This window comes from Corynebacterium senegalense (assembly GCF_900411315.1).
Classification (GTDB): domain Bacteria; phylum Actinomycetota; class Actinomycetes; order Mycobacteriales; family Mycobacteriaceae; genus Corynebacterium; species Corynebacterium senegalense.
On the sequence record NZ_LS990887.1, the window covers coordinates 969,866 to 995,785 of the forward strand.

Here is a 25,920-nt window from a genome sequence, read left to right on the forward strand (position 1 = left end):
CCGGGCGCGGAGGTTTAGTAGAGTAATCCCCCATGAGCACCCGCGCAATCCTCCCCGTCAGGCTCTCCCTCACCGCAGGAGACTTCTACACGCTGTGGGCCCCCACCTGGAAGGAGCAGGGCTCCGAGTGGCAGGCCTTCCTCGGCGACGACGAGTCGGTCATCGTCTTCTCCTCCCCGGAGGAACTGCTCGCCTACTTGGAGGCCACCCCGCGCCACGACCTCAGCGACCACCCGAAGTGGGCCCAGTTCCAGGCGGCGGGCGACGACCGCGTCGTGCCCGCCGAGGAGCGCCACTACGACATCGTCGGCGCGCCCAACTACCTCGCCGGGCGCCCCTCCTACGTGAACGTCGCCGCTCTGGGCGGGGTCTTCCAGGTAGCGCGCTCGCTTGCCGAGGTGGCCAGCGCCGAGCAGGCCCGGATCTTCTTCGCCTCCCACTCCATCCTGAACAACGTCGCCCGCGGGTCGGAGCACTACGCCGGCGAAAACGGCGAGAGCGAGTGGTCGGGCGTCGGCCGCGTTGTGCTGGCCAACTGGGAGAACGTGGTCCACTCGCTCGACGGCGCGGTCCGGGTCGCGGATCGGGCGTCGCTGGGCGAGGAGGCCGTGGCCTCCGCCGCGGAGCGCATCCGCGCGGCCCAGCAGGACCGCGAGGAGGAACGCGCCCGCGCCGCGAAAGAGGAGAAGGCCGCCGCGGCGGACGCCGACCCGTACGACGCCTCGATCTGGGCGCAGGCGGGGATCGACCCCGTGCGCGTGAGCATCCAGGGCAAGAGCGTCTACACGCTGCGCACCTACCTCGGCGGCGCCCCCGTCTTTTTGGGCTGCTACGGCGAAATCTTCACCTTCCCCACCGCCAAGCACCTGACGCGCTGGATCATCGAAAACGACGAGCACGACCTCGCCGGCGCCTCGACGTGGTCGGACCTGACCAGCGCCGCTAACGCCGGCGAGCTCGAGGTCGCCGTCCACCCCGACAACTCCTACTCCTTCAACGGCCTCGCCGAGGACATCCGCAAGGGCCCCGACGCCGTTGACACCGCCCAGATGAGCAAGGCCTACGAGCTGCTCGCGGACGCCGCCGACTGGGCCAAGGACGACTCCCTCAACTCGTTCCTGCTGGCCAACCCCCGCATGCAGGACTACCTGGCCTACATGCTCGGCTCGACCGAGGCCGCGGGCTACGTCCCCTCCGCGCCTTTCGACGACAAGGCGCAGGCCTGGCAGGAGATGGAGAACCAGCTGGTCAAGCGGTTCTCCAAGTTCTAGCCGGGCGGTCCGCTACAGGGCGGTGGTGCCGAACAGCCAGCCGATGCCGTAGGTCACCGCCAGGCCGAGGGCGCCGCCGATGACGAGGCGGGCGACCGCCCTCTTCGGGTCCGCACCGCCGATCTTTGCCGAGGCGGCGCCCGTCCCGGCCAGCGCGATGAGGGTGACCACGAAGGTGGTGACCACGCGCGCCGGATCCGGCGGGAGCAGGACGGCGGCCAGCGGCAGCATGGAGCCGAGGAAGAAGCTGATGAAGGACGCGATCGCGGCAGACCACGGGCTGACGATGTCCTCCTCGTCGATGCCGTAGTGCAGCTCCAGGTGCGCCTTGAGCGGGTTCGAGGCGGTGCGCTCCTTCGCCACCTGCGTGGCGGTCTCCTCGCTCAGACCGTCGCGCATGTAGCCGCGCACGAGGTGCGCGAACTCCTCGTCGGGGTCCTCGGCGTGGAGGGCGGATTCCTTCGCGATGTAGGCGCGCTCGGTGTCGCGCTGGGAGGACACCGAGACGTACTCGCCCAGGGCCATGGACACCGCGCCACCGATCACGGCGGCGATGCCCGCCGTGGCGATCGCCTTGATGTCCGAGGTCGCGCCGGCCACGCCGAGCACGACCGCGGCCGTGGAAACGATTCCGTCGTTGGCGCCGAGCACGCCGGCGCGCAGCTTGTTCAGTTTTTCGTTGAGTCCCGCCGAGGTCACGTCTGATGTTGCATCTGCTGTAGTCATGCATGTATTTGTAGCCCTCCGCTGACACGTCCGCAACCAAGGGAAGCCTTAGTTTGCGCAGGTCAGCGCGTTTTTAGGTGAGCCAACCCCAACCACGCGCGGCCCCGGGCGGCCCGCAGCGTAGAATTCCGCGCGATGCCCACAACCACGCGCACCCGCCTCGTTCTCGCCGCCTCCCTCGCCCTGTGCCTGGGCGCCGCCCCCTCCGCCCCGGTTGCACTCGCCGAACCCGGGGCGCCCGCCCCGGAGCTCACCCCGGCTCCGGCGGCGCCCGTACGCGGCCACTACGAGGGCGAGAGCTTCGTCCCTGAGTCTCGCGAGACGGCCCCCCAGACCGATTCCTGCCCGCGCGCCACGTGGCCACCCGAACCCGTCTCGACCTCGGAGGCCCTCGCTCCCGGCACGAGCCCGGCTCCCCTGCCCGTCGCGTACTCCGGGCCGTGCGGCGTGAGCGCCCCGCCGGGGTTCACCGTGGACGAGTCCGTGCTCGCCTCCGCCTGGCTCGTCGCCGACCTAGACACGGGCGAGGTCGTGGCGATGAAGGACCCGCACGGCAGGTACCGGCCGGCGTCCGTCATCAAGGTGCTGCTCGCGCTGGTGGCCATCGACGAGCTTGCTCTCGACGCCACCGTCACCGCCAGCCACGACAGCGCCGCGCAGGAGGGCTCCCGTGTCGGCCTGGTCGAGGGCGGGACCTACACCGTCAACGATCTGCTCCACGGCCTGCTGCTGGCGTCGGGCAACGACGCCGCCCACGCGCTGGCCCAGGAGTTGGGCGGTGACGAGGCCGCGCTGCGCAAGGTCAACGAGCTGGCGCAGCGCCTCGGCATGGCCGACACGCGAGCGGTGTCCTACTCCGGTCTGGACGCCCCCGGCATGTCCTCCTCGGCGTTCGACCTCGGTCTCTCCTACCGCGCGGCCTTCAACAACGACACGTTCGCCCACATCGTGGACACCGAGTTCTACGATTTCCCCGGCCACGAGGACTTGCCGGGCTACCAGGTGTGGAACGACAACCACCTCTACCTCAACGACCCGGAGGGCATCGGCGGCAAGACCGGTTACACCGACGACGCGAACCACACCTTCGTCGGGGCGGTGAACCACGACGGGCACCGGCTCCTCGCGGTGGTGCTGGACACCACGGCGGACAAGGCGCGGCCGTGGGAGCAGGCGCAGCGGCTTTTGCACGAGTCGTACGGGTTCGTCGGCCGCGGGGGCGTCGCGAAGCTGGAGCGGGAGCGGGACACTCCCACGGAGGCGGACAACAGCGAAGAAAGCCCGGCCGCACCACCGGTGGTGGCGGCCGGGCCGGACGATGCTGGGACGCCGTGGCGTTCCGTCGCCATCGTCGCCGGGGTTGCCGTCGCCGCTCTCGCGGCTGCGGCGGTCAGTCTCGCGTCAGCAGGGAGAGGACGCCGACGCCGATAGCGCCCGCGGCCGCGCCGATGCCCAGCAGCGCGCCGCTGCGGTCCTGCCCGCCCGCCTGGGTGGCGGCGCCGGCGCGGACGTTGATCACGGCGGGCTCGGGGATCTCCACGGGCGCCGCGGCCAGGGACTCAGGCGTGGTGGCCGTCCAGGCGGAGACGTAGAGGACGACGCGCCAGATCAGGTAGAGCACGACCATCAGGGCAATGATCGGGCCGAAGATGGCGCCGGCGGGGTTGTTGGTGGCCGCGGAGACGATCAAGGTGGCGAACTGCTTGATCACCTCGAAGAGAACGGCGCCGAGCGCCGCGCCCTGGAGGCCCGACTTGCGCGGCACCTTGGTGCGCGGCATGAACACGACCAGCCAGGCCATGACCAGGAAGTTGGCGATGAGGCCGGCAACGAGGCCGACGAGCCAGACCAGCGCGCGGGCGCCGGGGAAATTGCCCAGGCCGAGCTGGTTCATCGCGTCGGTGGTGTAGTGCGAGGTGCCGATCGCAGTGACGCCGAAGGCGAGCAGGAGCAGCACGATGAGGCCGATGAGACCGAGGAGGTCACCCAACTTCTTCTTCACGAAGCTGCCGCCCTCGTCGCCGTCGATCTTCCACATCGCGGAGATGCCGACGCGCAGGTGGTTCATCCAGCCCAACCCTGACCAGAGGGTGGTCAGAAGGCCGATGCCGGCCACCGCCCCGCGCTGCTCAACGGCGGAGTCGACGACGCCGGACAGGGCGGTGCCGACGTCGCCGCCGGCGGAGTCGGTGATCTGCTGCTGCACCTGCTCCAGCATGTCGGGCCGGGCGGCGAGGAAGAACCCGAGGCCGGCGAAGACGAGCATGGTCAGCGGGAAGAGGGCGAGGACGGAAAAGTAGGTGATGCCCGCGGCGAGCTGGTTGCCGTCCTGGGACGTGTAGCGCTCGTTCATGCGCATCACGTGCCCGAGGGCGGGGGCCTGTTCCGTCGCCTTGTCGACGGCCCCCTTCTGCTGCTGCTTGCGCGAGCGTTCGATGCCCTGCTCGTCCATGTACGCCTTGCGCGGCGAGGTCGAGGTAGCCATGGTGTTCCTCCTCTAATTTTGTGACTAACAGCACCTAATCGTAGAGGAAGTTGCCCGGCGGGCGCGGGGCCCACCGCACGGTTAGCGGCGACGGGTGGCGGGCGCGAGGAAGCCGACGCGCTCGTACACCTGTTCAAGAAGCGGCGCGGCGACGTCCCGCGCGCGCTCGGAGCCGGCTGCGAGGATGCCCTCCAGCTCGCCGCGGTCCGCCATGAGCTCGTCGTAGCGGGCGCGCAGCGGGGTGGTGAAGGCCTCGAGCGCGTCTGCGGTGTCGGTCTTCAGGGCGCCGTAGCCCTGCCCTTCGTAGCGGGCGACGAGGGCGTCGATAGGCGTGTCGGTGAGCGCCGACTGGATGACCAGCAGGTTCGACACCCCGGGCTTGTTCTCCTTGTCGTAGGCAACGACGCCGTCGTTGTCGGTGACGGCGGACTTGATGCGCTTGGCGGAGGTCTTCGGGTCGTCGAGGAGGTTGATGATGCCCTTCGGGTTCGCCCCCGACTTGCTCATCTTGGCCGTCGGTTCCTGCAGGTCCTGGATCTTGGCGGCGCCCTCGGGGATAAACCCCTCGGGCACCACGAAGGTTGTGCCGAAGCGGGAGTTGAAGCGCTCGGCGAGGTTGCGGGTCAGCTCGAGGTGCTGGCGCTGGTCCTCGCCGACCGGCACGAGCTGCGGGGAGTACAGGAGGATGTCGGCTGCCATGAGCATGGGGTAGGTGAACAGGCCGACAGTGGTGCGGTCCTGGCCCTGTTTGGCGGACTTGTCCTTGAACTGGGTCATGCGGGAGGCCTCGCCGAAGCCGGTGAGGCACTGCAGGACCCAGGTCAGCTCGGCATGCTCGGGCACGTGGGACTGGACGAAGAGAGTGGACTTCGCCGGGTCGATGCCGAGGGCGATGAGCTGGGCGCAGCCCTTGAGGGTGCGTTCGCGCAGCTCCGCCGGGTCCTGCTCCACGGTGATGGCGTGGAGGTCCGGGATGAAGTAGAAGGCGTCGTAGCCGTCCTGCAGGTCGATCCACTGCTTGAGGGCGCCGAGGTAGTTGCCCAGGTGGTAGGAGTCCGCGGTGGGCTGGATTCCGGAGAGAACGCGCTGCTTGTCAGTCATGTTCTCCGATTCTAAACCGTGGGCCTTGCGCCGTCCCGCACCTTGGTTATATGGTTACCCACATGAGTGGTGAACCAATATACATGCAGATCGCGGACGAGCTCCGCGACTTCATCGCCTCGGGCCGCCTCGCCCCCGGCGACCGCGTCCCATCGACCAACGAGCTCTCCCACTACCACTCCGTCAACCCCACCACCTCGGCCAAGGCGCTCACCTCGCTTTTCGACGAAGGCCTCCTGGAAAAGCGCCGCGGCCTCGGAATGTTCGTGCTCCCCACCGCCCGCGAGCAGGTGCTGGCCACCCGGCGCGCCGCCTTCGCCGCCGACTTCCTCCGCCCCCTGCTCCGCGAGGCGGACAAGCTCGGCATCGGCGCGGAGGAACTCACCGACATGATCGACAAGGAGCGAAACCGATGACCCTGGAATTTTCCCCTGACCGCTCCCCCGGCTTCTACGGCCTCGTCGGCCCCAACGCCGCGGGCAAGACCCACTATCTGCGCTCCCTGTTCGGCCCCGGCGCGGCGCTCGTGCCCGCGGCCGCCGACGCCCTCTTCGTCGGCCGCACCGTCCGCGACCACCTCGCCTGGGCCGCCGAGGCCAAGCCGCTGGACGAGATCTCCCTTGGTTTTCCCGAAAGCTCACGCCTCAGCACGCTTTCCGTCGGCCAGCGCCGCGAGCTCACCTTCGCCGTCGCCCTCGCAGCGAACGAGCCGCTTCTGCTTCTCGACGAACCCTTCGACGGCCTGGACATCGACACCCGCACCCGGCTGCGCGCGCGGCTGATCGACTTCATCGCCGCCGACCCGGGGCGCACCGTCGTCATGGCCTCGCACCGCGCGGAGGACCTCGCCGGGCTGGCCGAGCACGTCATCCGCGTCTCCGAGCGGGAGGTGGCGGACCCCGTGGCTCTCGACGAGGCCCGCACCCGCTTCCCCGTGCTCCGCGGCGAGGCCGGGGACCGGAAGCAGGTCCTCGCCGGCCTGGACGTCCTCGACGTCTCCACGCTCGGCCCCGCGTGGCGGGCGCAGCTCGCCCAGCCCCTCGACCGCGCCCTGCCGGGCACGACGCTGGACTACCCCGACGACGCCCAGCTCATCGACCTGCTCGCATCCCGAAAGGCGTGACCGACATGAAGCTCTTCCTCAGCCCCCACAAGTTCCTCGTCCCCGTGGCGCTGGTCGCCCTCATCGCCCTGGCTGGCGCGGGCGGCCGCTTCGTCGCCGGGTCCGGCACCGGTTGGACGATCCTCGCCGGGGCCATGTTTCTCGCCCTGAACGCCTCTCTGGCCGCCAACTGGCCCGCCCTGGACCAGCTCGGTGCCAGCTACGGGCGCTTCGTGCGCGGGGGTGCGGCGTTCACCCTCCTGGGCGCCGCCGCGCTCTCCGCCGCCGTCTCGGCCGCCGCGCACGCGAAGCTGGCTGCCAACCCCTGGTACTCCCGCTTCGACCTCTTCCTGGTCACGCGCGGCCCAGCGGACTTCGTTGACACCAACGGTGAGCCCTACGTCGTCGAGGGCGCAGGGCACTCCCCGGCGACCGTCCTGCTGACCCTGGCGCTCACCTTCGCCCTCTTCGCCGTCGCCGGGTTGACGGGCATAGCCACCGGGCTGGCCGGGAAGAACCGCGCTTCAGCCACCATCCTCGTGGGCAGCGCGTGCCTCGCGGGGCTCGGGGCGGGCGTCCTCCTCGCCGCCACGACCACCACCGAAAGCACCACGGGGGACCCCGTGGCCTACGCCCCCGCCTACTCGACCCCCGGTGCGGCCCTTTTCGCTCTGGCCGCGCTTGCGCTGGGCTCGGCGTGGGTGCTCGCCCGCACCCCGCGCAGCACCCGGTAGCCTGGCGCGCAACAAGCCGACCCGCCGGGAGGACGATCGTGAACGCCCGCTTCCTGACCCCCGCCGTCGCCGCAGCGCTGTGCGCCGCCGCGGGGCGCATCGTGCCCGTGGCCACCGCCACCACGTGGAGCGCGCTCGCCTGGTTGCTTATTGCCGCCTCGGCTTTCTCGGTGGGCCGCGCCGCGTCCGGCTTCGCTGCGGCAGTGCCCACGGCCGCGGCCGCCACCGGGGCTGCGGTGGCCCGGGTACAGCGCGACCCGGGTTACTCGTTTTTCGAGGACGCCTTCCTCGCCCCGCTCGACGGCGGCCCCCTCCAGGGCGCCCAGGGCGTCCCCTACATCGCGGCGGGGCCGGCCATCTTACCGGCCGAGGTTGGGGCGGTGGCGGGACTCAACCTCGCGTTCTACTGCCTCGCCGCGCTAGCCGGGCTCGCCTTTGCCCGCGCCGACGCAGGCTCCCGCCGAGCGCTCGGCGCCTCCGTGGCGGCCGCCGCCCTCCTCTCCCTCGGCGCCTCGGCGGGGCTGGCGCGGGTCGGTTCCGTCTCCACGCCCTGGGTCCCCGCCCTCGCGTTCGGGGCGGGCGGCCTGGTCCTGCTGGCGGCCTGCCTCAGGTCGCTGAGCCGGGGATCCGGCTAGATCTCGCCGTCGGTCCGCTTGGGGCGCCGCTGGCGGCCGTCGCGCTTCGGGGGCCGGGCCCGGCGGATGCGGCGCAGGCCGTGGTAGGCTCGGCGCGCGCCGGGGATCTTCCGGCCGCTGCTGTAGAGGAAGACGGTCATCTCCTCGCGGGGGTTGCGGGACTTGACCACCTCCTCGTCGTACTCGTAGACGGGCAGCCCCCAGCCGCGCTTGAGCGAGATCAGGCGGGTGCCCAGCACGACGGCGAGGGTGGTCAGCACCGTCACCCAGTCCGGGGTCCCGAGCTTCATCAGGACCCACCACACGCAGGTGCCGATCACCGCGGTGGAGGCGTACATCTCGTGGCGGAACACGAGCGGGACGCGGTCGGAGAGCACGTCGCGCATGACGCCGCCGGACACGCCCGTGGTCACGGCGGCGACGCAGGCGATGATGAAGCCGTGGCCCTGCGACAGCGCCACCTGGATGCCGAGGACGACGAAGGTGGCGAGTCCAATGGCGTCGGCAAGCAAAAAGAAGCGGCGCAGCTGGTACATCAGCCAGCTGATGCGCACGGTGACCACGGCCGCGACGATGACCACAAGCAGGTAGCGGGGGTGCTCCACCCACGTCAGCGGGTAGGCGCCGAGGAGGACGTCGCGCACGGTTCCGCCGCCGAGCGCCGTGAGGGCGCCGAGGGTGATCACGCCGAACAGGTCCATGCGCATCCGCCCGGCGGACACGGCGGCCGTCATGGCCTCGGCGGTGATCCCGATGACGTAGAGGACCGTGAGCAGGCCCGTGATGTCGAGCCCCTGCATCAGCCGTAGGTGACCATCAGCGGCGAGTGGTCCGACCAGCGCTCCTCCACCGTCGACGCCTTGTCCACCCAGCTGCGCTCGGCGCGCTCGAGCATCGCGGCGGTCGCTGCCTGGTAGTCGATGCGCCACCCGGCGTCGTTGTTGAAGGCCTGTCCGCGGTAGGTCCACCAGGTGTAGGGCGCGTCCTCGGGCTGCAGGCGGCGGGCTACGTCGAACCACTTCGGCTCGGCATTTGCTTCACGACGCCCCTCCGACACATACTCCACGGCCCCCGCCCACCCGTAGAGCTGCTTGGCCTCCAGGTCCTGCGCCTGATCGTCCGGGAAGGTGCCGAACACGGCGTCCATGAAGGCGCGCTCGTCCGGCAGGAAGCCGGATTTGTTCCGGTTGGTCCGCCAGTTCTTCAGGTCCTCGCGGCGGTGGCAGATGTTCCAGTCGCCGCCGATGACCATGTTGTCGTACTGCCCGGCCCACTGCTCGAGCTTCGGCTCGAAGCGATCCAGGAAGGCGTACTTCTCGTCCTGCTTCGCCGTGTCGGCCGAGCCGGAGGGGAGGTACAGGGAGGCGACGCGGGTGCCGTCGAGAAGCGTGCCCGCGATGAAGCGGCCGGCGTCCTCGAAGTCGGGGATGCCGATCTCCACCTCCGTCAGCGGATCGCGGCTCAGGATGCCCACCCCGGCGCGACCCTTCGCGCCCGGTGTCTCGGCGGGGGCGACGACGAGGTGCCAGCCGTCGTCGAGGGCCGGGCGCAGCGCAGTGACGGCCTGGTCGCCGGAGGCGCGGACCTCCTGCATCAGAACCACGTCCGCCGAGGTCTGTTTCAACCAGGCGAGCATCCCCCGGTTGTCCTCGCTGCGCACCTTCGTGGCCGCGCGGATGCCGTTGACGTTGACGGACGCGATAGTGAAGCTCATGCGCAACAGACTACAGTGCGCCGTTGGTCACAGCCCCGACACCTCGGGCGCGCTCCAATGGCAGACATAGGTATCCTGTTGCATTGGATTGTCACAAGAAAGTTAGAGGAGCAAAATAGTGGCCAAGATTATCTGGACCCGCACCGACGAAGCACCGCTGCTCGCCACCTACTCCCTCAAGCCGATCGTCGAGGCCTTCGCCTCCAACGCCGGCGTGGAGGTCGAAACCCGCGACATCTCGGTCGCCGGGCGCATCCTGTCCCTGTTCCCGGAGCGGGTCAAGGACGCCGCCTACGCGCACGACGCCCTCGCCGAGCTCGGCGAGCTGACCGAGAGCCCCGAGGCGAACATCATCAAGCTGCCGAACATCTCGGCGTCGCTGGTCCAGCTGAAGAAGGCCATCGCGGAGCTGCAGTCCAAGGGCTTCGACATCCCGGACTACCCGGACAACCCCGCCACCGACGAGGAGCGCGACATCCTCGAGCGCTACAAGACGGTCACCGGCTCTGCCGTCAACCCCGTCCTGCGCCAGGGCAACTCCGACCGCCGCGCGCCCGAGGCCGTGAAGAACTTCACCCGCAACCACCCGCACACCATGGGCGAGTGGTCGGCCGACTCGAAGACGAACGTCGCGACCATGGACGCCGACGACTTCCGCCACAACGAGAAGTCCGTCATCATGGACTCCGACGACACCCTGAGCATCAAGCTGGTCAAGGCCGACGGCTCCGAGGACGTGCTCAAGCCCGAGCTGAAGGTCCTCGCCGGCGAGGTCATCGACGGCACCTTCATGTCCGCCAAGGCGCTTGACGCCTTCCTCCTCGACGCCGTCAAGCGCGCCAAGGACGAGGGCGTGCTCTTCTCCGCCCACCTCAAGGCCACCATGATGAAGGTCTCCGACCCGATCATGTTCGGCCACGTCGTGCGCGCCTACTTCAAGGACGTCTACGACAAGTACGGCGACCAGCTCCTCGCCGCCGGCCTCGACGGGGAGAACGGCCTCGGCGCCATCCTCGACAGCCTCTCCGCGCTCGATAACGGCGAGGAGATCCGCGCGGCCTTCGAGCAGGGGCTTATCGACGGCCCCGACCTCGCCATGGTCAACTCCACCCGCGGCATCACCAATCTGCACGTGCCCTCCGACGTCATCGTGGACGCCTCCATGCCCGCGATGATCCGCACCTCCGGCCACATGTGGAACGCCGACGACCAGGAGCAGGACACCCTCGCGGTGCTCCCCGACTCCTCCTACGCCGGCATCTACCAGGTCGTCATCGACGACTGCCGCGCCAACGGCGCCTACGACCCGACCACCATGGGCACCGTCCCCAACGTCGGCCTCATGGCCCAGAAGGCCGAGGAGTACGGCTCCCACGACAAGACCTTCAAGATCCCGGCCGACGGCACCGTCCAGGTGGTCAACGCCGCCGGCGACGTGCTCATCTCCCACGAGGTCGAGGCCGGCGACATCTGGCGCGCCTGCCAGACCAAGGACGCGCCGATCCAGGACTGGGTCAAGCTCGCCGTCGATCGCGCCCGCAAGTCCGGCATGAAGACCATCTTCTGGCTCGACGAGACCCGCGCCCACGACCGCAACCTGATCTCCCTGGTGAACAAGTACCTCGCCGACCTCGACACCGAGGGCCTGGACATCTCCATCGCCTCCCCGGTCGAGGCCACCCGCACCACCGTGCAGCGCATGCGCGCCGGCGAGGACACCATCACGGTGACCGGCAACGTCCTGCGCGACTACAACACGGACCTCTTCCCCATCCTCGAGCTGGGCACCTCCGCCAAGATGCTCTCCATCGTCCCGCTCATGGCGGGCGGCGGCCTCTTCGAGACCGGCGCCGGCGGCTCCGCCCCGAAGCACGTCCAGCAGCTGCAGGAGGAGAACCACCTGCGCTGGGACTCCCTCGGCGAGTTCCTCGCCCTCGCGGAATCCCTGCGCATGGAGGCCGACCACGGCAACGCCACCGCCGGCGTCCTCGCCGACGCGCTGGACAAGGCGACCGAGACCGTCCTCGAGGAGGGCAAGTCGCCCTCGCGCAAGGTCGGCGAGATCGACAACCGCGGCTCCCACTTCTACCTCGCCCTGAACTGGGCCGAGGAGCTGGCGAAGCAGACCGACGACGCTTCCGTGGCCGCCACCTTCGCCCCCGTCGCCGAGGCGCTGCGCGCCAACGAGGAGACCATCGCCGCCGAGCTTCTCGACGTTCAGGGCTCCCCCGCCGACCTCGGCGGCTACTACCTGCCCGACGACGCCAAGACCTCCGCCGTCATGCGCCCGTCCGCGACGTTCAACAAGATCATCGACGAACTGGCCGCGAAGTAGGCAGTCGCGCGGCTCGCCCCGGCTTCGGCCGGGGCTTTGTCGTGCGTGTGGGTCCTTGTTGTGCTCCTGGCCCCGGCGCAAAGACGAGCATTTGCCGTCTTTCAAGGCCAAATTCGGGGTGGCAACCGGCTACATGCTCGTCCTGCCCTCCACCCCAGCGCAAAGACGAGCATGTAGCGCCCCAGGTGCCCAATTCAGAGCGACAATCGGCTACATGCTCGTCCTAGCCTCGCCGGACGCGCCTGCGCGCTGCGAGAGTCTCCCTCACCTCCGAAATGAAACGCTCCGGATAACGAATCAGGAAGCTCGGCGCATAGCGCAGGAAGACGAACCCCTGGTTCGTGATCCGCTTCTGCCGGTTGAATTCGCTCTGCCGCACGCGCTCAGAGTCCGGTCCAGAGTGTTTGACCGCGCCGTCAATCTCGATGATCAACCAGCCGTCGATGAGTAGGTCGACCCGGTACGCGCCGATCGGGACCTGGGCGTCTACGGGGCCGATTCCAGCCTGGATGAGGAGGCCAAGCGCGAGGGACTCCGGTGCGGATTCGGATGTCGCGATGCTTGCAGCAGCTGATCGACGCACCGTCGCTATCCCTTTCAGCCGGCCCATTTCCGCGATCTCCTCCTGCAGGCGCTGCATGTCGAGGCCCCGGTAGCGCAGCCAGTCAGCGGCAACGATCCCCTCGACCAGACCGTGGTAGCGGGCGATGTCGGCGAAAGTCCTGATCGCGGAAGTCACCACAAAGCCGTTGATCTCGCCCACATCCCCGTCCCTCAGGCGGGCGTGCCGAAATGTCAGTCCGGGATCGGAGCTCCGGGTCGGGGAGGATCCTCCACCGCGCAGCGATATTTCTACGGTTTCCCCGCCAGTCCCGCAAAGCGGAGCCAGCCACATGCCGTGGATGCGGGCGGCAGAACGGCCGACGAGCACCGCCCCAAAGGTTCCTTTCGCGGCCGCGATGACCTGGAGGAGTTGTTTGTTGTGGTCGGGGAGCTCAACCCACTGCTCGATGGGAAAGGACCACCTGTCGGTGGCGCAGTACGTCGCCGTGGATGAACCTGCAGCCACAAGCCCATCGCGCAAGTGATTCTGGAGCTCGCGCAATCGCGCAGCGCCGCCCGGATGCTCCCGATCAATACCCATGCCAGATTAGACCCCTCTGTCCACTCTGCGGTTCCCGTGCCGAATTATATTCACGCAAAGTCCCAGCTCAGGGCAGGCACTAGACAGCTTGGTACACAAACCCCGCACCAGCCGTTAGATTGATGCGCATGGCAAAGTACAACAACTCCCAAGCATCCGAGTGGGGCTTCGGCACCCGCTCCATCCACGCCGGCCAGACCCTGGATTCGGACAACTCAGCCCGCAACCAGCCGATCTACATGACCACGTCCTACGTCTTCAACGACGCGCAGCACGCGGCCGATCGCTTCAACCTGTCGGATCCGGGCCCGATCTACACCCGCCTGACCAACCCGACGCAGCAGGCGCTCGAGGACCGCATCGCCAGCCTCGAGGGCGGCGTCGCGGCCCTGACCTTCGCGTCCGGCATGGCTGCTGAGACCGCGGCGATCACCAACCTCGCCTCGTCCGGTGATCACATCGTCACCTCCCCGCGCCTCTACGGCGGCACCGAGACCCTGTTCCAGGTGACGCTCAAGCGCTACGGCATCGACGTGACCTTCGTGGAGAACCCGGACGATCCGGAGTCCTGGCAGGCGGCCGTGCAGCCGAACACCAAGGCGTTCTACGGCGAGACCTTCGGCAACCCGATCGCCGACGTCCTGGACATCCCGACCATCGCGGAGGTCGCGCACCGCAACAGCGTGCCGCTCATCGTGGACAACACCGTCGCCACGGCGGCGCTGGTCAAGCCGCTGGAGCTGGGCGCCGACATCGTGGTGGCCTCCACCACGAAGTTCTACACCGGCAACGGCGCGGCCATCGGCGGCGTGCTCGTCGACGGCGGCACGTTCGACTGGACCGTGGAGCGCGACGGCCAGCCGGTCTTCCCCTACTTCGTCACCCCGGACCCGGCCTACCACGGCCTGAAGTACGCCGACCTCGGCGCCCCGGCCTTCGCCCTCAAGGCCCGCGCGGGCATCCTGCGCGACACCGGCGCGGCGATCTCGCCCTTCAACGCCTGGGTGGCGCTGCAGGGCCTGGACACCCTGGGTCTGCGCGTCGAGCGCCACAACGAGAACGCCCTGAAGGTGGCGGAGTTCCTGAGCAAGCACGACAAGGTCGCCCGCGTGAACTTCGCCGGCCTGCCCGACTCCCCCTACTACGCCACGAAGGAGAAGCTCGGCCTGAAGTACACCGGCGCGGTGCTCTCCTTCGACATCGCCGGTGACGAGAACGACCGCACCAAGGCGTGGGCGTTCATCGACGCGCTGAAGCTGCACTCCAACCTGGCCAACATCGGCGACGTGCGCTCCCTGGTGGTCCACCCCGCCTCCACGACGCACTCGCAGTCCGACGAGGCTGGCCTGAAGCGCGCCGGCATCACGCAGGCCACGGTCCGCCTGTCGGTGGGCATCGAGGACATCGACGACATCATCGCCGACCTCGAGCGCGGTTTCGCGGCGATCTAGCTGTGCACGCGGAGGACGGCGCGCTCCAGCACGTGGGCGTTGGGGACTTCGAGACGGAGGCTGGGGCGTCGATAAGCGATGTCAGCATTGCTTACCGACGTTGGGGAACGCCCCGGGGAGACAACATCCTGCTGGTCGAGCACGCGCTGACCGGCGACTCCAATGCCGCCGAATGGTGGAGCGAGGCCGTCGGTCCCGGCAAGGCGCTCGACACGGAGAAATGGTGCGTGATCTGCACCAACGCCCTCGGGTCCTGCTACGGCACCACCGGGCCGTCCAGCCCCCACCCCGACGGGCGCGCCTGGGGCTCGCGCTTCCCCGCGATTTCCGTGCGCGACCAGGTGCGCGCCGAAAAGGCCTTCCTCGACGAGCTCGGGATCACGCGCCTGCACGCGGTCCTCGGCGGCTCCATGGGCGGGGCACGCACCCTCGAGTGGACGCTGCTCCACCCCGAGATGGTCGGCTACGCCTGCGTCATCGCCGTCTCCGCGCGCGCGAGCGCCTGGCAGATCGGCATCCAGGAGGCGCAGATCTCCGCCATCACCCGCGACCCCGCCTGGCACGGCGGCGACTACTACGGCACCGGCGAAACGCCGGAGGCCGGCCTCGCGGCGGCGCGGCGCATCGCCCACCTGACCTACCGCGGCGAGCTGGAGATTGACGAGCGCTTCGGCACCTCCCCGCAGCCCGGCGAGGACCCGCTCGGCCCCTACCGCACCGAGGACCAGCGCTTCGCGGTGCAGAGCTACCTCGACCACCAGGGCCGCAAGCTCGTCGAGCGTTTCGACGCCGGCTCCTACGTCTGTCTCACCGAGACGCTCAACCGCCACGACGTCGGGCGGGGCCGCGGCGGGCTGAACAAGGCGCTGGCCTCCTCCACCGTGCCCACCATGGTCGTCGGCGTGGACACCGACATCCTCTACCCCTACCACCAGCAGGAACACATCTCCCGCAACCTCGGCAGCCTGCTGGCCATGTCCAAGCTGTCCAGCCCGATGGGCCACGACGCCTTCTTGGCCGAGGCGCGGCAGATGGATTTCATCCTGCGCAAGTTCATCGCGCTGACCTGCGAGAACCCCGGCGGAGGGGCGTACGAGATCTAGCTTCCCAGCGCGTCCACCGACCCCGCCAGGAACATCATCGCGGCGCCCACTGCGGTGCAGAACAGGGCGTCGAAGCGCCGGGAACGTACGGCCACAAGGCCGATGACCCGCGAATCGCAGGTCAGGCGCATGAGCGCCAGCCACAGCATCGCCGCGCCCAGGGTGAACGTCGCGCGGCGCCAGTGCTCTGTGGCAGAGAAAAGCCCGGAGGCGACGAAACCCACGACGAAGACCCCGACCATCGCCCACTGCGCCCACAGGGGCAGCGGGGAGGGCGGGTTGCCTGCGTCGTGGGGGTTGTCCAGGGAAAGCCCCTCGGGGGCGTTAAACAAGCTGCTCAGCACGCTCCACGATGTTGCGGACAAGGAAGGTGCGGGTCATCGGGCCCACCCCGCCCGGGTTGGGCGAGACCCACGCGGCCTTCTCCCACACGTCCGGGTGCACGTCGCCGACGGTCTTGCCGTCGACGCGGGACACGCCGACGTCGAGGACCGCCGCGCCCTCCTTGACCATGTCGGCGGTGATCATGCGGGGCTTGCCGGCGGCGGCGATGATCACGTCGGCCCGGCGCGTCTCCGCAGCCAGGTCCTTCGTGCCCGTGTGACACAGGACGGTCGTGGCGTTGACGCCCTTGGTGGTCAGCATCAGCGAGATCGGGCGGCCGACCGTGACGCCGCGGCCGATGACGCACACGATCGCGCCGTTCAGCTCGACGCCGAAGCGCTCCAGGAGCTTGATGGAGCCGTTCGGGGTGCAGGGCAGCGGGGCCGGCTCGTTCAGCACGAGCTTGCCCAGGTTGACCGGGTGGAGGCCGTCGGCGTCCTTGTCCGGGTCGATCAGCTCCAGGACGCGGTTTTCGTCGAGGTGCTTCGGCAGCGGCAGCTGGACGATGTAGCCGGTGACGGCCGGGTCGTTGTTGAGGTCGTCGATAAGCTTCTCGAGCTCCTCCTGCGTCGTGTCGCCGGGCAGCTCCTTCATGATCGAGGCGATGCCGAGCTCGGCGCAGTCCTTGTGCTTCATCCGCACGTAGTTCTGGCTCGCGGGGTCCTCGCCGACGAGCACCGTCGCGAGGCCGGGGGTGATCCCCTTCTCCTTGAGCGCGGCGACGCGCGTTTTCAGGTCCGCGAAAATCTCCTCGCGGTAGAGCTTGCCATCCAGTTTCTTCGCAGTCACGCACCCCATCCTAGACTTGGGGCCCGTGTGCGCACTCCATGTCATCTTCGATAATCCGGTGATCCCGCCGAACACTGGCAACGCGATCCGCATGTGCGCCGGCACGGGGGCGAGCCTGCACCTCGTCGAGCCGCTCGGCTTCGACCTCTCTGAGAAGCACCTGCGCCGCGCGGGCCTCGACTACCACGACCTCGCGCACGTCATCGTCCACCCCGACATCGAGGCGTGCTTCGCCTCGCTTCACGACGCCCGCATCTTCGCCTTCACCACACAGGCCACCACCCACTACCACGACGTCTCCTACCGCGACGGCGACGCCCTGCTCTTCGGCACCGAGCCGACCGGCCTGCCGCACGAGCACGCCCACCACCCGCGGGTGGAGCAGCGGGTGCGCGTGCCCATGCTGCCCGGGCGGCGCTCGATGAACCTGTCCAACACCGCCGCCGTGGCCTGCTACGAGGCGTGGCGGCAGCTCGGTTTCCCGGGCGGCGTCTAGAGCCTGCCCAGCGCCTGCATCTGCTCGGCGCGGCCCAGCGGGCCGTCGAGGTCGTGCAGGATCGACGAAGTCACCCCGGTGCCCTCGGGGCCCCACGCGTTCGTGGCCTCCAGGCCGGTCCACTCCCCCTCCGGGTGGCGGTAGATGTGCACGGTGAGATCCACGTTGGGGAAGGCCCACTCCTCGGGGCTGTGCTTCGCGGTGACGCCGTTGGCGGTGTCGATGCGGGAGAAGTACTCGGCGAGCGGGATGCGCTCGTCGGCGTCGACAAGCCTGTTCGGGGAGGTGAACCAGGTGAAGAACTCTCCGGCCGGCAACCCCGTCACGCGGCGGCCGGTGAGCTGGCGGATGTAGCCGCCGCCCCACACCTCGGAGAAGCGCTGGTCCACGCAGTCCTCCGGCAGCGGGAACGTCTGGCCGAGCGGGTCGGCGACCTCCGCGGTGTCCCACGCCTCGAGGTACCAGATCCGGGCGATGATCGCGCTGCGCCCCTCCAGCTGCACCGTGACCTGCACCAGCTCGATCTTGCGGCCGGGGCGGATCGTCCCCACGAGCACCGTCGCCTCCTTCAGCGGCAGGCGCCCGAGGATGTCGTAGGACACCCGCGCCAGCTTCTTCGTGTCGCCCTCCGGGCGGGAGCGCTCGGCGACGTGGACGACGAGGCCGGCCAGCGAGGCGAAGTGGTAGTCCTCCGGCGACCAGGCGCCCTCGCAGTGGAGGGTGGGCGCGTACGTCGTCTCGCCGGTGCGGGCGAAGTAGTGGTTTACTGCCATCGGTGAGGGTCCTTTCGTGGTCGGTGCAGGAATGTGCGGGCGGGCGTGCCGGGGATGTCTTTGTCAGGCGGGTCCGAACCTCGCGTCCCACCGCGCCCGGTAGCGCGGCGGGAGGAGGCGGCGCTCCCACAGGTCGCGCGCCGCTTCCCAGTCGCCCATCACCGCCGCGAACGCCTGGCCCATCGTCCGGCCGTGGTCCGGCTCGTCGAGCGCGGTTATCGGGTCGCCGGGGCGGATCACGCCCGGGGTAAGCACGCGCAGGTAGCTGCCGCAGTCGCCGCTGGCTGCGAAGCGCTTGACCCAGCCGGGCTCGCCGAGCCAGCCGGCGAAGGTCCTGCACGGGGAGCGCGGCACGCTGACCTGCAGCACCGTCTCCCCCACCCGGAAGCGCTGGTCGAGGAGGGCGCCGGCCCAGTCGATGCCGGAAGTGGTGAGGTTTTCGCCGAAGGTGCCGTCGTCAAGCGTGCGCCCCAGCTGCCCCTCCCACCAGTCGAGCCGCTCGCGCGCGAAGGCGTAGACCGCCTTGTCCGCCCCGCCGTGGTGGGCGACGTCGCCGATGACGTCGCCGGCGACCCCCGAGCCGTCGCCGTAGTCCGGCCCCGGCGCGGAGACCTCGATGCCCGCGGCTGGCCGCTTGTCGATCCCGCTGACCCGCGCGGACCCGCCCGGGTCCGGCTGGGGGCGCGCGATGTTGGTGCTTGTGACGTGGGCCATGCAGCAACTCTATTTCAGAGCCCTAGTGGAAATCCCGGGATCCGCGCGAAAGCCACTCCCCCATCACCAACGGCTCCAGCTTGTCCGCCACGACGTTGACCGCCCCCGTGGCGTTTTGCACCACCCCGCGCACGATGAGCGCCTTCGCCGTCCGCGCCACCACCTTCTGCCGCGCCCACAGCCCCGGCGAGACCATCACGTTGATCAGGCCTGTCTCGTCCTCCATGCCGAAAAAGGTCACGCCCGAGGCGGTCTGCGGGCGCTGCCGGTGCGTGACTACCCCGGCCACCCGGACCCGCGAGCCGTCCTCGACGCGGCGGAGGTCGGCGGCGGTGCGGACAGCAGCGGCGCGCAGCGCCTCGCGCAGCAGCTCCATGGGCTGTTTGTCCGGGGTCACGCCCGTGGCGGCGATGTCGGCGGCCATCAGCTCGAAGGCGTTCATGCCGGGCAGCGCGGGCGCGGAGATGGCCGACAGTCCCGGCAGCATCCCCTCGCGCTCCGTGGCGGCGATGCCCGCCTGCCACAGGGCCTGGCGGCGGTCCACGCCGAAGCACTCCAGCGCCCCCGCCTTCGCCAGCGCCGCGACCTGCTCCACCGACAGGTCCGCCCGGCGCGCCAGGTCCGGGATGCCGGTAAACGGCTGCGCCTGCTCGACGCGCTCGGCCGCTGTGTCCCCCAGACCCTTGACCAGGTTCAGGCCCACGCGGATCGTGCTGCTGTCCACGCAGCGGGCCTCCACCCCGGAGGTGTTGACGCTCACCGGCTGGACCGCGATGCCGTGGCGGCGCGCGTCCTGGATCAGCGACTGCGGCGAGTAGAAGCCCATCGGCTGGGCGCGCAGCAGGCCGACGCAGAACTGAGCCGGGTAGTAGCGCTTGAACCAGGCCGAGAAGTACACCAGCGAGGCGAAGGACTGCGAGTGCGACTCCGGGAAGCCGTAGGCGGCGAACGCCACGATCTTGGTCCACAGCTTCTCCGCAGTCGCCTCATCGATCCGGTTGGTCTCCCAGCACCCCGCGAAGAAGCGGGCCTTGAGCGCCGCCATCCTCTCCGGGGAGCGCTTCGCGCCCATCGCGCGGCGCAGCGCGTCGGCCTCCCGGCCCGAAAAGCCCGCCGCGTCGACGGCGATCTGCATGAGCTGCTCCTGGAACAGCGGCACGCCCAGGGTCTTGCCCAGCGACTTCTCCAGCACCGGGTGGTCGTAGTCCACCGCCTCCCTGCCGTCGCGGCGGCGCAGGTAGGGGTGCACCGACCCGCCCTGGATCGGCCCGGGACGGATGAGCGCCACCTCGACGACCAGGTCGAAGAAGCGGCGCGGCTTGAGCCGCGGCAGCGTGGACAGCTGGGCGCGCGACTCCACCTGGAACACCCCCACCGCGTCGGCGCGGCAGAGCATGTCGTAGACCTCGGCGTCGGCGAGGTCCAGCTCCCACAGGTTCACGGTGCGCCCCGTGGTGTCGCGCACCAGGTCGATCATGTGGTGCAGCGCCTCCAGCATGCCGAGACCCAGCAGGTCGAACTTGACCAGCCCCGCCGAGGCGCAGTCGTCCTTGTCCCACTGCACCACCGAGCGGTTCTCCATCCGCGCCCACTCCACCGGCACGACGTCGGCGATGGGGCGGTCGCAGATGACCATGCCCCCGGAGTGGATGCCCAGGTGCCGCGGCTGGCCCTTGAACTGCGCCGCGAGGCGTTCGACGGCCTCCGGCGGGTCCTCAATGCCCTTCGACCACGAATCCGCCGCGCCCTGGGCGTAGCCGAGGGCGCGGGCGGCGTCACGGATCGCGCCCTTGGTGCGGTACGTGATCACGTTGGCCACCTGCGCGGCGTTGTCGCGCCCGTAGGTGTCGTAGACGTACTGGATCACCTCCTCGCGCCGGCCCGACTCGATGTCGATGTCAATGTCCGGCGGGCCGTCGCGGTCCGGGGAGAGGAAGCGCTCGAAGAGCAGGCCCGCGCTGATCGGCTCCGCGTTGGTGATGCCGAGGGCGAAGCACACCGCCGAGTTCGCGGCCGAGCCCCGGCCCTGGCAGAGGATGTTCTCCCGGCGGCAGAAGTCCACCAGGTCGTGGACGATGAGGAAGTAGCCGGGGAAGTTCAGCTGCGCGATCACGCTGAGTTCGTAGTCGATCTGGGCCAGGGCGCGCTCGCGGATGTCCGCCGGGCGGGCGGCGTAGCGCACCCGGGCGGCGGCGAGCGTCGCCTCGCGCAGCCAGCTCATCTCGTCGTGGCCCTCCGGCGTGGGGAAGCGCGGCAGCTCGGGGGCCACCAGGTTCAGGGTGAAGGCGCACTCCCGCGCGAGCGCCAGCGCCGTGTCGATCTTGCCCTGGGAGCCCGGGCACAGCGCCGCGATCTGCCCGCCCGACCGCAGCCAGTTCGCCCCCATCGGGTGCAGCCGCCCGTGGGCCGCGCCCACCGCTTCACGACGCCCCAGCGCGCGCTTCGCCGCAGCCAACCGTGCCCGGTCGCGGGTCGCGGCGGCCGGGGCGGCGGTGACGATGGCCGGGATGTGGGGGAAGGCGTCGAGAAGCGCGTGGTGGTCGGCGTCCTCGGGGGTGAGGGACACCTCGTACTCCCTGACCACTCGGTCTAGTCCGAACAATTGGACCAAAGAGTCGATTTCTCCCGCCCAGCGCCACCCCGCCAGCACCGTGCAGGTGCCGCCCAGCCGGTGCGCGACCAGCTCGAGCGGCGGGTAGGCCACCTCCCCCTTCTCCCGCGTGGCCATGTGCGCCTCCGCGATGAGGTGCGACAGGCGCCGGTACCCCTCCGGGCCGCGGGCGAGCACGGGGAGGGTGCGCTCGCCGCGCGCGCCCTCGAGGCTCAACTCCGCGCCGAACACCGTGGCAACGCCCGCCTCCGCCGCCGCCTCGGCGAACTTCACGGCGCCGTAGAAACCGTCCCTGTCCAGCAGCGCGAGCGCCGTGATGCCGAGACGGGACGCACGCGCGACCATCTCCTCCGGCTCGCTGGCCCCGTCGAGGAAGCTGTAGGAGGACACGGCGTGGAGCTCGGCGAAAGGCGTGGCGGGGGCCTGGGGCGCCGGTGGGGCGTCGTCAAGCGTGCGCGTGTGGTTGACGGGCACCGGCTCGGGCCCGGGCCGGCCGGAGAGGATGCGCTCCAGGCGCGACCACGACAGCGTTTCTCCCCCGTTGAATCTCATGTGGACACGGTAGCATGAATTCGATAACCTGTTCTACAGAACGGGAAGAGGGGGACGAAAAAAGAAATAGACTAAGCGGTACATAGGGTGATAAATTCGCTTGCGTCATTACATTTTCCGACAAACACCGAGGAGAACCCATGCGATTCCACCGCACCATCGCCACCGCAGCCGCCGCAGTCGTGGCTGCCACCGGGCTGGCCGCCTGCTCCGGCGACAGCGGCAACAGCAGCTCCGCCGACGGCGAGACCACCATCAAGATCGGCACCACCGACGCCGACCAGCAGGCCTGGTCCGTCTTCTCCGACCTCGCGGCCGAGCAGGGCATCGAGCTCGACATCGTGTCCTTCTCCGATTACAACCCGGTCAACGAGGCCCTCGCCCAGGGCGAGCTGGACGTGAACAAGTTCCAGCACATTAAGTACCTCGGCGAGTACAACAACTCCTCCGGCAACGACCTGCGGATCGTCGGCTCCACCGAGATCGTCCCGCTGGCGCTGTTCTGGAAGGACCACGACAGCCTCGACGGCATCGACGGCGAGGAGGTCGCCATCCCCAACGACCCGTCGAACCAGGGCCGCGCCATCAACGTGCTCGCCCAGGCCGACCTGGTCACCCTCAAGGACGGCCTCGCCGACCCGCTGACCCCCACCCCAGCCGACATCGACACCGAGGCCTCCAAGGTCTCCGTCGTGCCCGTCGACGCCTCCCAGACCCCCTCGGCCTACAACGAGGGCCGCCCGGCGATCATCAACAACACCTGGCTCGACCGCTCCGGCATCGAGCCCTCCCTGGCCGTCTTCCAGGACGACCCGAACTCCCCCGAGGCTGAGCCCTACATCAACGTCTTCGCCGCCAAGGCGGACCGCGTCGACGACGAGACCCTGAACAAGCTCGTCGAGATCTGGCACGACCCGAAGGTCACCGAGGCCGTCGCCCAGGACTCCAAGGGCACCTCCGTGCCGGTCAAGCGCGACAAGGCCGAGCTCAACGCCATCCTCGACCGCGTCCAGAACAAGTAAACCCACACAAAGGACCCACCATGCGACTCAACCGCCTCACCGCCGCGGCCGCCGCAGCGCTCACCGCCCTCGGCCTCGCCGCCTGCTCCAGCGACTCGGGCACCTCCGCCGGCGACACCGTCACCGTGAAGATCGGTACGACCGACGCCGACCAGCAGGCGTGGACCGCCTTCGAGAAGAAGGCCGAGGAAAACGGCGTGAAGCTCGACATCGTCCGCTTCTCCGAGTACCCGCCGGTCAACCCGGCCCTGGACGAGAACCAGATCGAGGTCTCCAAGTTCCAGACCATCAACTACCAGGCGCAGTACAACGCCTCCTCCGGCAAGGACCTGCGCATCATCGGCTCCGGCGAGATCAACATCCTCGGCCTCTACTGGAAGGACCACACCTCGCTCGACGGCATCGAGGGCCAGGAGGTCGCGGTGCCGAACGACCCGTCGAACCAGGGCCGCGCGATCAACGTGCTCGTCCAGGCCGACCTGGTCACCCTCAAGCCCGGCGCGCCGAAGCTGACCCCGACGCCGACCGACATCGACGAGGCCGCGTCCAAGGTCTCCGTCGTCGCCATCGACGCCTCCCAGACCCCCTCGGCCTACAACGAGGGCCGCCCCGCCGTGATCAACAACAACTGGCTGGGCCGCGCAGGCGTCGACCCGGCGTCCTCCGTCGCCGCCGACGACCCGAACTCCGAGCTCGCCGAGCCCTACATCAACGTGTTCACGGTCCGCGCGGACGACGTCGACAACGAGACCTACGCCAAGCTTGTCGACGCCTGGCAGTCCCCCGAGGTCACCGAGGCCCTCAACCAGGACTCCGGTGGAACCGCAGTGCAGGTCAAACGCTCCAAGGAGGAGCTCAACGAGATCCTCGACCGACTCGTGGAGGAGTACAAGTAAGTGTCTAGCACCGGTACCCGGGTCGAATTCCGGGACGTCTCAAAGATCTTCACCACCGGCGGCCGCGACGTTGCGGCGGTCGACGGCGTCACACTCACCGTCGAGCCAGGAGAGATCCTCGGCGTCATCGGCTACTCGGGTGCCGGCAAGTCGACACTCGTGCGCCTCATCAACGGCCTCGACATGCCCACCGGCGGCGAGCTCCTCCTCGACGGCACCGACATCGTGGGCATGAGCGAGAAGAATCTGCGCTCCATCCGCCGCAACGTCGGCATGATCTTCCAGCAGTTCAACCTGCTGCAGTCGCGCACCGCCGCCGGCAACATCGCCTACCCGCTGGAGCTTGCCGGCATGGGCAAGGCGGAGCGCAAGGCGCGCGTGGCGGAGCTGCTCGACTTCGTCGGGCTGTCCGACCGCGGCGACAACTACCCCGAGCAGCTCTCCGGCGGCCAGAAGCAGCGCGTGGGCATCGCCCGCGCGCTGGCCACCAACCCCTCTCTCCTGCTCGCCGACGAGGCAACCTCCGCCCTGGACCCCGAGACCACGCAGGAGGTCCTCGGCGTGCTGCGCCGCGCGAACGAGGAGCTCGGGGTGACCATCGTGGTGATCACCCACGAAATGGAGGTCATTCGCTCGATTGCGGACAAGGTCGCCGTGATGGAGAAGGGCAAGGTTGTCGAGTACGGCTCGACCTACGAGGTGTTCTCCGACCCGCAGGCCCACGTCACCCAGCGTTTCGTGGCGACGAGCCTGCGCAACACCCCCGACAAGGTCGAGGTGGCGGAGCTGCTCGAGCGTCCCGGCAGGCTGTTCACCGTCAGCCTGACGGAGAACTCCGGCTTCTTCGGCGCCGCGTCCCGCCTCCGCGAGAAGGGCGTGACCGTGCAGCCCGTCCACGCCGGCATCACGACCCTGCAGAGCTACTCCTTCGGCAAGATGACGGTGCGCCTCAACGGCGACAACGCCGCCATCAACGAGTTCCTCAGCACTCTTCAGCAGACCACCGACATTGAGGAGATCACCCGATGAACGAACTCACCCTCGCAGCGGGACCGAACTGGGACCGCCTCGGCCCCACCTTCCTAGAGGCTATCGGCGACACCATGATGATGGTGGGCATCACCATGCTGGTCGGCGGATTCTTCGGCCTGGTCCTCGGCGTGCTGCTCTACACGACGCGCCCGAGCGGCATCCTGCGGAACTCGCCCGTCTACTGGGTCATCAACATCCTGGTGAACTTCTTCCGCCCGATCCCGTTCATCATCATGATCGCGATGCTCTACCCCATCACCCTCAAGGTCGTGGGCACGACGATCGGGCGCGAGGCCGCCACCTTCGTCATGTGCGTGGCCGCCACCTTTACGGTCGCCCGCATCGTGGAGCAGAACCTGGTTGCCATCGACCCGGGAGTCATCGAGGCCGCCCGCTCCATGGGCGCGGGTCCGTGGCGCATCATCCGCACGGTGATCCTGCCTGAGGCCCTCGGCCCGCTCATCCTCGGCTACACCTTCATCTTCATCGCGGTGATCGACATGTCCGCCATGGCCGGCTACATCGGCGGCGGCGGCATCGGTGACTTCGCGATTGTCTACGGCTACCGGCAGTTCCAGCCCGCCGTCACCTTCGCGGCCGTCATCGTCATCGTCGTCATCGTCCAGCTGGCCCAGTTCCTGGGCAACTGGCTGTCGAAGAAGGTCATGCGCCGCTAGCCTGCCACTCCCACGGCGGGGTTCGCACCCAGACCGCGAACCCCCCCGCGGGGGTGGCCGGCCACCGGGGCGCGACCCTCTTCCACCGCCCCCTGCCCCAGAACCGGGGCAGCTGGACGCGTCCCCGGAGGGCCGAGGCGGGCGCGCAGGGGAGGGGGGGGCGGCGACGCGCG

The 25,920-nt window shown here is 69.3% G+C and carries 25 protein-coding genes; 14 read left to right on the forward strand and 11 right to left on the reverse strand.

Annotation, left to right across the window (positions count from 1 at the left end; translation table 11 throughout):
* Window positions 1–32 precede the first annotated feature (32 nt).
* Window positions 33–1,271: a hypothetical protein gene (locus DYZ02_RS04695; RefSeq protein WP_115685208.1), complete on the forward strand. Its 1,239-nt coding sequence runs from the start codon at window positions 33–35 to the stop codon at window positions 1,269–1,271.
* A 12-nt stretch (window positions 1,272–1,283) separates the two neighbouring features.
* Here DYZ02_RS04695 and DYZ02_RS04700 read toward each other — a convergent pair whose 3' ends face one another.
* Complete coding sequence (locus DYZ02_RS04700) at window positions 1,284–1,997, reverse strand: VIT1/CCC1 transporter family protein (protein WP_115685209.1); 714 nt, start codon at window positions 1,995–1,997, stop codon at window positions 1,284–1,286.
* A 135-nt stretch (window positions 1,998–2,132) separates the two neighbouring features.
* Between DYZ02_RS04700 and DYZ02_RS04705 the strand changes: the two genes are divergently transcribed.
* A complete protein-coding gene (locus tag DYZ02_RS04705; RefSeq protein WP_115685210.1) occupies window positions 2,133–3,428 on the forward strand; it encodes a D-alanyl-D-alanine carboxypeptidase family protein in 1,296 nt (431 codons plus the stop codon).
* Here the strand turns inward: DYZ02_RS04705 and DYZ02_RS04710 are convergent.
* Together DYZ02_RS04710 and trpS are read right to left on the reverse strand one after the other, a co-directional pair.
* Window positions 3,388–4,482, reverse strand: a complete 1,095-nt coding sequence (locus DYZ02_RS04710; RefSeq protein WP_115685211.1) for a YhjD/YihY/BrkB family envelope integrity protein — start codon at window positions 4,480–4,482, stop codon at window positions 3,388–3,390. The two genes, DYZ02_RS04705 and DYZ02_RS04710, sit on opposite strands and share 41 nt — an antisense overlap.
* 81 nt (window positions 4,483–4,563) lie before the next feature.
* Complete coding sequence (gene trpS, locus DYZ02_RS04715; protein WP_115685212.1) at window positions 4,564–5,583, reverse strand: tryptophan--tRNA ligase; 1,020 nt, start codon at window positions 5,581–5,583, stop codon at window positions 4,564–4,566.
* Window positions 5,584–5,645: 62 nt separating this feature from the next.
* Between trpS and DYZ02_RS04720 the strand changes: the two genes are divergently transcribed.
* The 4 genes from DYZ02_RS04720 to DYZ02_RS04735 are packed head-to-tail and all read left to right on the forward strand — an operon-like array spanning window position 5,646 to window position 8,054.
* A complete protein-coding gene (locus DYZ02_RS04720; protein WP_115685213.1) occupies window positions 5,646–5,999 on the forward strand; it encodes a GntR family transcriptional regulator in 354 nt (117 codons plus the stop codon).
* The gene (locus DYZ02_RS04725; RefSeq protein WP_115685214.1) at window positions 5,996–6,706 is read left to right on the forward strand and encodes an ATP-binding cassette domain-containing protein; all 711 of its coding nucleotides are present in this window, start codon (window positions 5,996–5,998) and stop codon (window positions 6,704–6,706) included. Before DYZ02_RS04720 ends, DYZ02_RS04725 begins: the two co-directional genes overlap by 4 nt.
* Window positions 6,707–6,711: 5 nt before the next feature.
* Complete coding sequence (locus DYZ02_RS04730) at window positions 6,712–7,419, forward strand: hypothetical protein (RefSeq protein WP_115685215.1); 708 nt, start codon at window positions 6,712–6,714, stop codon at window positions 7,417–7,419.
* Window positions 7,420–7,457: 38 nt separating this feature from the next.
* Window positions 7,458–8,054 (forward strand): hypothetical protein, encoded by a 597-nt coding sequence (locus DYZ02_RS04735; RefSeq protein ID WP_115685216.1) that lies wholly within the window; start codon window positions 7,458–7,460, stop codon window positions 8,052–8,054.
* Here DYZ02_RS04735 and DYZ02_RS04740 read toward each other — a convergent pair.
* Window positions 8,051–8,854: a trimeric intracellular cation channel family protein gene (locus tag DYZ02_RS04740; protein ID WP_115685217.1), complete on the reverse strand. Its 804-nt coding sequence runs from the start codon at window positions 8,852–8,854 to the stop codon at window positions 8,051–8,053. The two genes, DYZ02_RS04735 and DYZ02_RS04740, sit on opposite strands and share 4 nt — an antisense overlap.
* Window positions 8,854–9,768 carry an exodeoxyribonuclease III gene (locus DYZ02_RS04745; RefSeq protein WP_115685218.1) on the reverse strand — a complete coding sequence of 305 codons (915 nt, stop codon included), beginning with the start codon at window positions 9,766–9,768 and terminating at the stop codon, window positions 8,854–8,856. The genes DYZ02_RS04740 and DYZ02_RS04745 overlap by 1 nt, the downstream gene beginning before the upstream one ends.
* A 118-nt stretch (window positions 9,769–9,886) precedes the next feature.
* Here DYZ02_RS04745 and DYZ02_RS04750 point away from each other — a divergent pair, with 118 nt between their 5' ends.
* Entirely contained in the window at window positions 9,887–12,103 is a 2,217-nt protein-coding gene (locus DYZ02_RS04750) for an NADP-dependent isocitrate dehydrogenase (protein WP_115685219.1), read from the forward strand.
* 223 nt (window positions 12,104–12,326) lie between these two features.
* On the opposite strand, the gene DYZ02_RS04755 is transcribed toward DYZ02_RS04750, so the two are convergent.
* Window positions 12,327–13,247 carry an endonuclease domain-containing protein gene (locus DYZ02_RS04755; protein WP_115685220.1) on the reverse strand — a complete coding sequence of 307 codons (921 nt, stop codon included), beginning with the start codon at window positions 13,245–13,247 and terminating at the stop codon, window positions 12,327–12,329.
* Between the two features lie 128 nt (window positions 13,248–13,375).
* Between DYZ02_RS04755 and DYZ02_RS04760 the strand changes: the two genes are divergently transcribed.
* The gene (locus DYZ02_RS04760; RefSeq protein ID WP_115685221.1) at window positions 13,376–14,698 is read left to right on the forward strand and encodes an O-acetylhomoserine/O-acetylserine sulfhydrylase; all 1,323 of its coding nucleotides are present in this window, start codon (window positions 13,376–13,378) and stop codon (window positions 14,696–14,698) included.
* A 2-nt stretch (window positions 14,699–14,700) separates the two neighbouring features.
* Entirely contained in the window at window positions 14,701–15,801 is a 1,101-nt protein-coding gene (metX, locus tag DYZ02_RS04765; protein WP_115685222.1) for a homoserine O-acetyltransferase MetX, read from the forward strand.
* Here the strand turns inward: metX and DYZ02_RS04770 are convergent.
* Both DYZ02_RS04770 and DYZ02_RS04775 read right to left on the reverse strand, forming a co-directional pair.
* Complete coding sequence (locus tag DYZ02_RS04770) at window positions 15,798–16,145, reverse strand: DUF3017 domain-containing protein (RefSeq protein ID WP_245945654.1); 348 nt, start codon at window positions 16,143–16,145, stop codon at window positions 15,798–15,800. The genes metX and DYZ02_RS04770 overlap by 4 nt on opposite strands.
* Complete coding sequence (locus DYZ02_RS04775) at window positions 16,126–16,974, reverse strand: bifunctional methylenetetrahydrofolate dehydrogenase/methenyltetrahydrofolate cyclohydrolase (RefSeq protein WP_181896891.1); 849 nt, start codon at window positions 16,972–16,974, stop codon at window positions 16,126–16,128. Before DYZ02_RS04775 ends, DYZ02_RS04770 begins: the two co-directional genes overlap by 20 nt.
* A gap of 25 nt (window positions 16,975–16,999) precedes the next feature.
* Between DYZ02_RS04775 and DYZ02_RS04780 the strand changes: the two genes are divergently transcribed.
* The gene (locus DYZ02_RS04780; protein WP_115685225.1) at window positions 17,000–17,470 is read left to right on the forward strand and encodes a tRNA (cytidine(34)-2'-O)-methyltransferase; all 471 of its coding nucleotides are present in this window, start codon (window positions 17,000–17,002) and stop codon (window positions 17,468–17,470) included.
* On the opposite strand, the gene DYZ02_RS04785 is transcribed toward DYZ02_RS04780, so the two are convergent.
* From DYZ02_RS04785 to DYZ02_RS04795, 3 genes are all read right to left on the reverse strand, one after another.
* Window positions 17,467–18,243, reverse strand: coding sequence for a thioesterase family protein (locus tag DYZ02_RS04785; RefSeq protein ID WP_115685226.1), 777 nt, complete (start codon window positions 18,241–18,243; stop codon window positions 17,467–17,469). The genes DYZ02_RS04780 and DYZ02_RS04785 overlap by 4 nt on opposite strands.
* A gap of 63 nt (window positions 18,244–18,306) precedes the next feature.
* Window positions 18,307–18,957 (reverse strand): MOSC domain-containing protein, encoded by a 651-nt coding sequence (locus DYZ02_RS04790; protein ID WP_115685227.1) that lies wholly within the window; start codon window positions 18,955–18,957, stop codon window positions 18,307–18,309.
* Between the two features lie 22 nt (window positions 18,958–18,979).
* The gene (locus DYZ02_RS04795; protein WP_115685228.1) at window positions 18,980–22,120 is read right to left on the reverse strand and encodes an error-prone DNA polymerase; all 3,141 of its coding nucleotides are present in this window, start codon (window positions 22,118–22,120) and stop codon (window positions 18,980–18,982) included.
* 140 nt (window positions 22,121–22,260) lie between these two features.
* Between DYZ02_RS04795 and DYZ02_RS04800 the strand changes: the two genes are divergently transcribed.
* From DYZ02_RS04800 to DYZ02_RS04815, 4 genes are read left to right on the forward strand one after another with little or no spacing between them, the layout of a single operon-like run.
* Window positions 22,261–23,142 (forward strand): MetQ/NlpA family ABC transporter substrate-binding protein, encoded by an 882-nt coding sequence (locus tag DYZ02_RS04800; RefSeq protein WP_115685229.1) that lies wholly within the window; start codon window positions 22,261–22,263, stop codon window positions 23,140–23,142.
* Between the two features lie 20 nt (window positions 23,143–23,162).
* Entirely contained in the window at window positions 23,163–24,038 is an 876-nt protein-coding gene (locus tag DYZ02_RS04805; RefSeq protein ID WP_115685230.1) for a MetQ/NlpA family ABC transporter substrate-binding protein, read from the forward strand.
* Window positions 24,039–25,067 (forward strand): methionine ABC transporter ATP-binding protein, encoded by a 1,029-nt coding sequence (locus DYZ02_RS04810; RefSeq protein ID WP_115685231.1) that lies wholly within the window; start codon window positions 24,039–24,041, stop codon window positions 25,065–25,067. It begins immediately after the preceding gene.
* Entirely contained in the window at window positions 25,064–25,747 is a 684-nt protein-coding gene (locus tag DYZ02_RS04815) for a methionine ABC transporter permease (protein WP_115685232.1), read from the forward strand. Before DYZ02_RS04810 ends, DYZ02_RS04815 begins: the two co-directional genes overlap by 4 nt.
* Window positions 25,748–25,920: the final 173 nt, after the last annotated feature.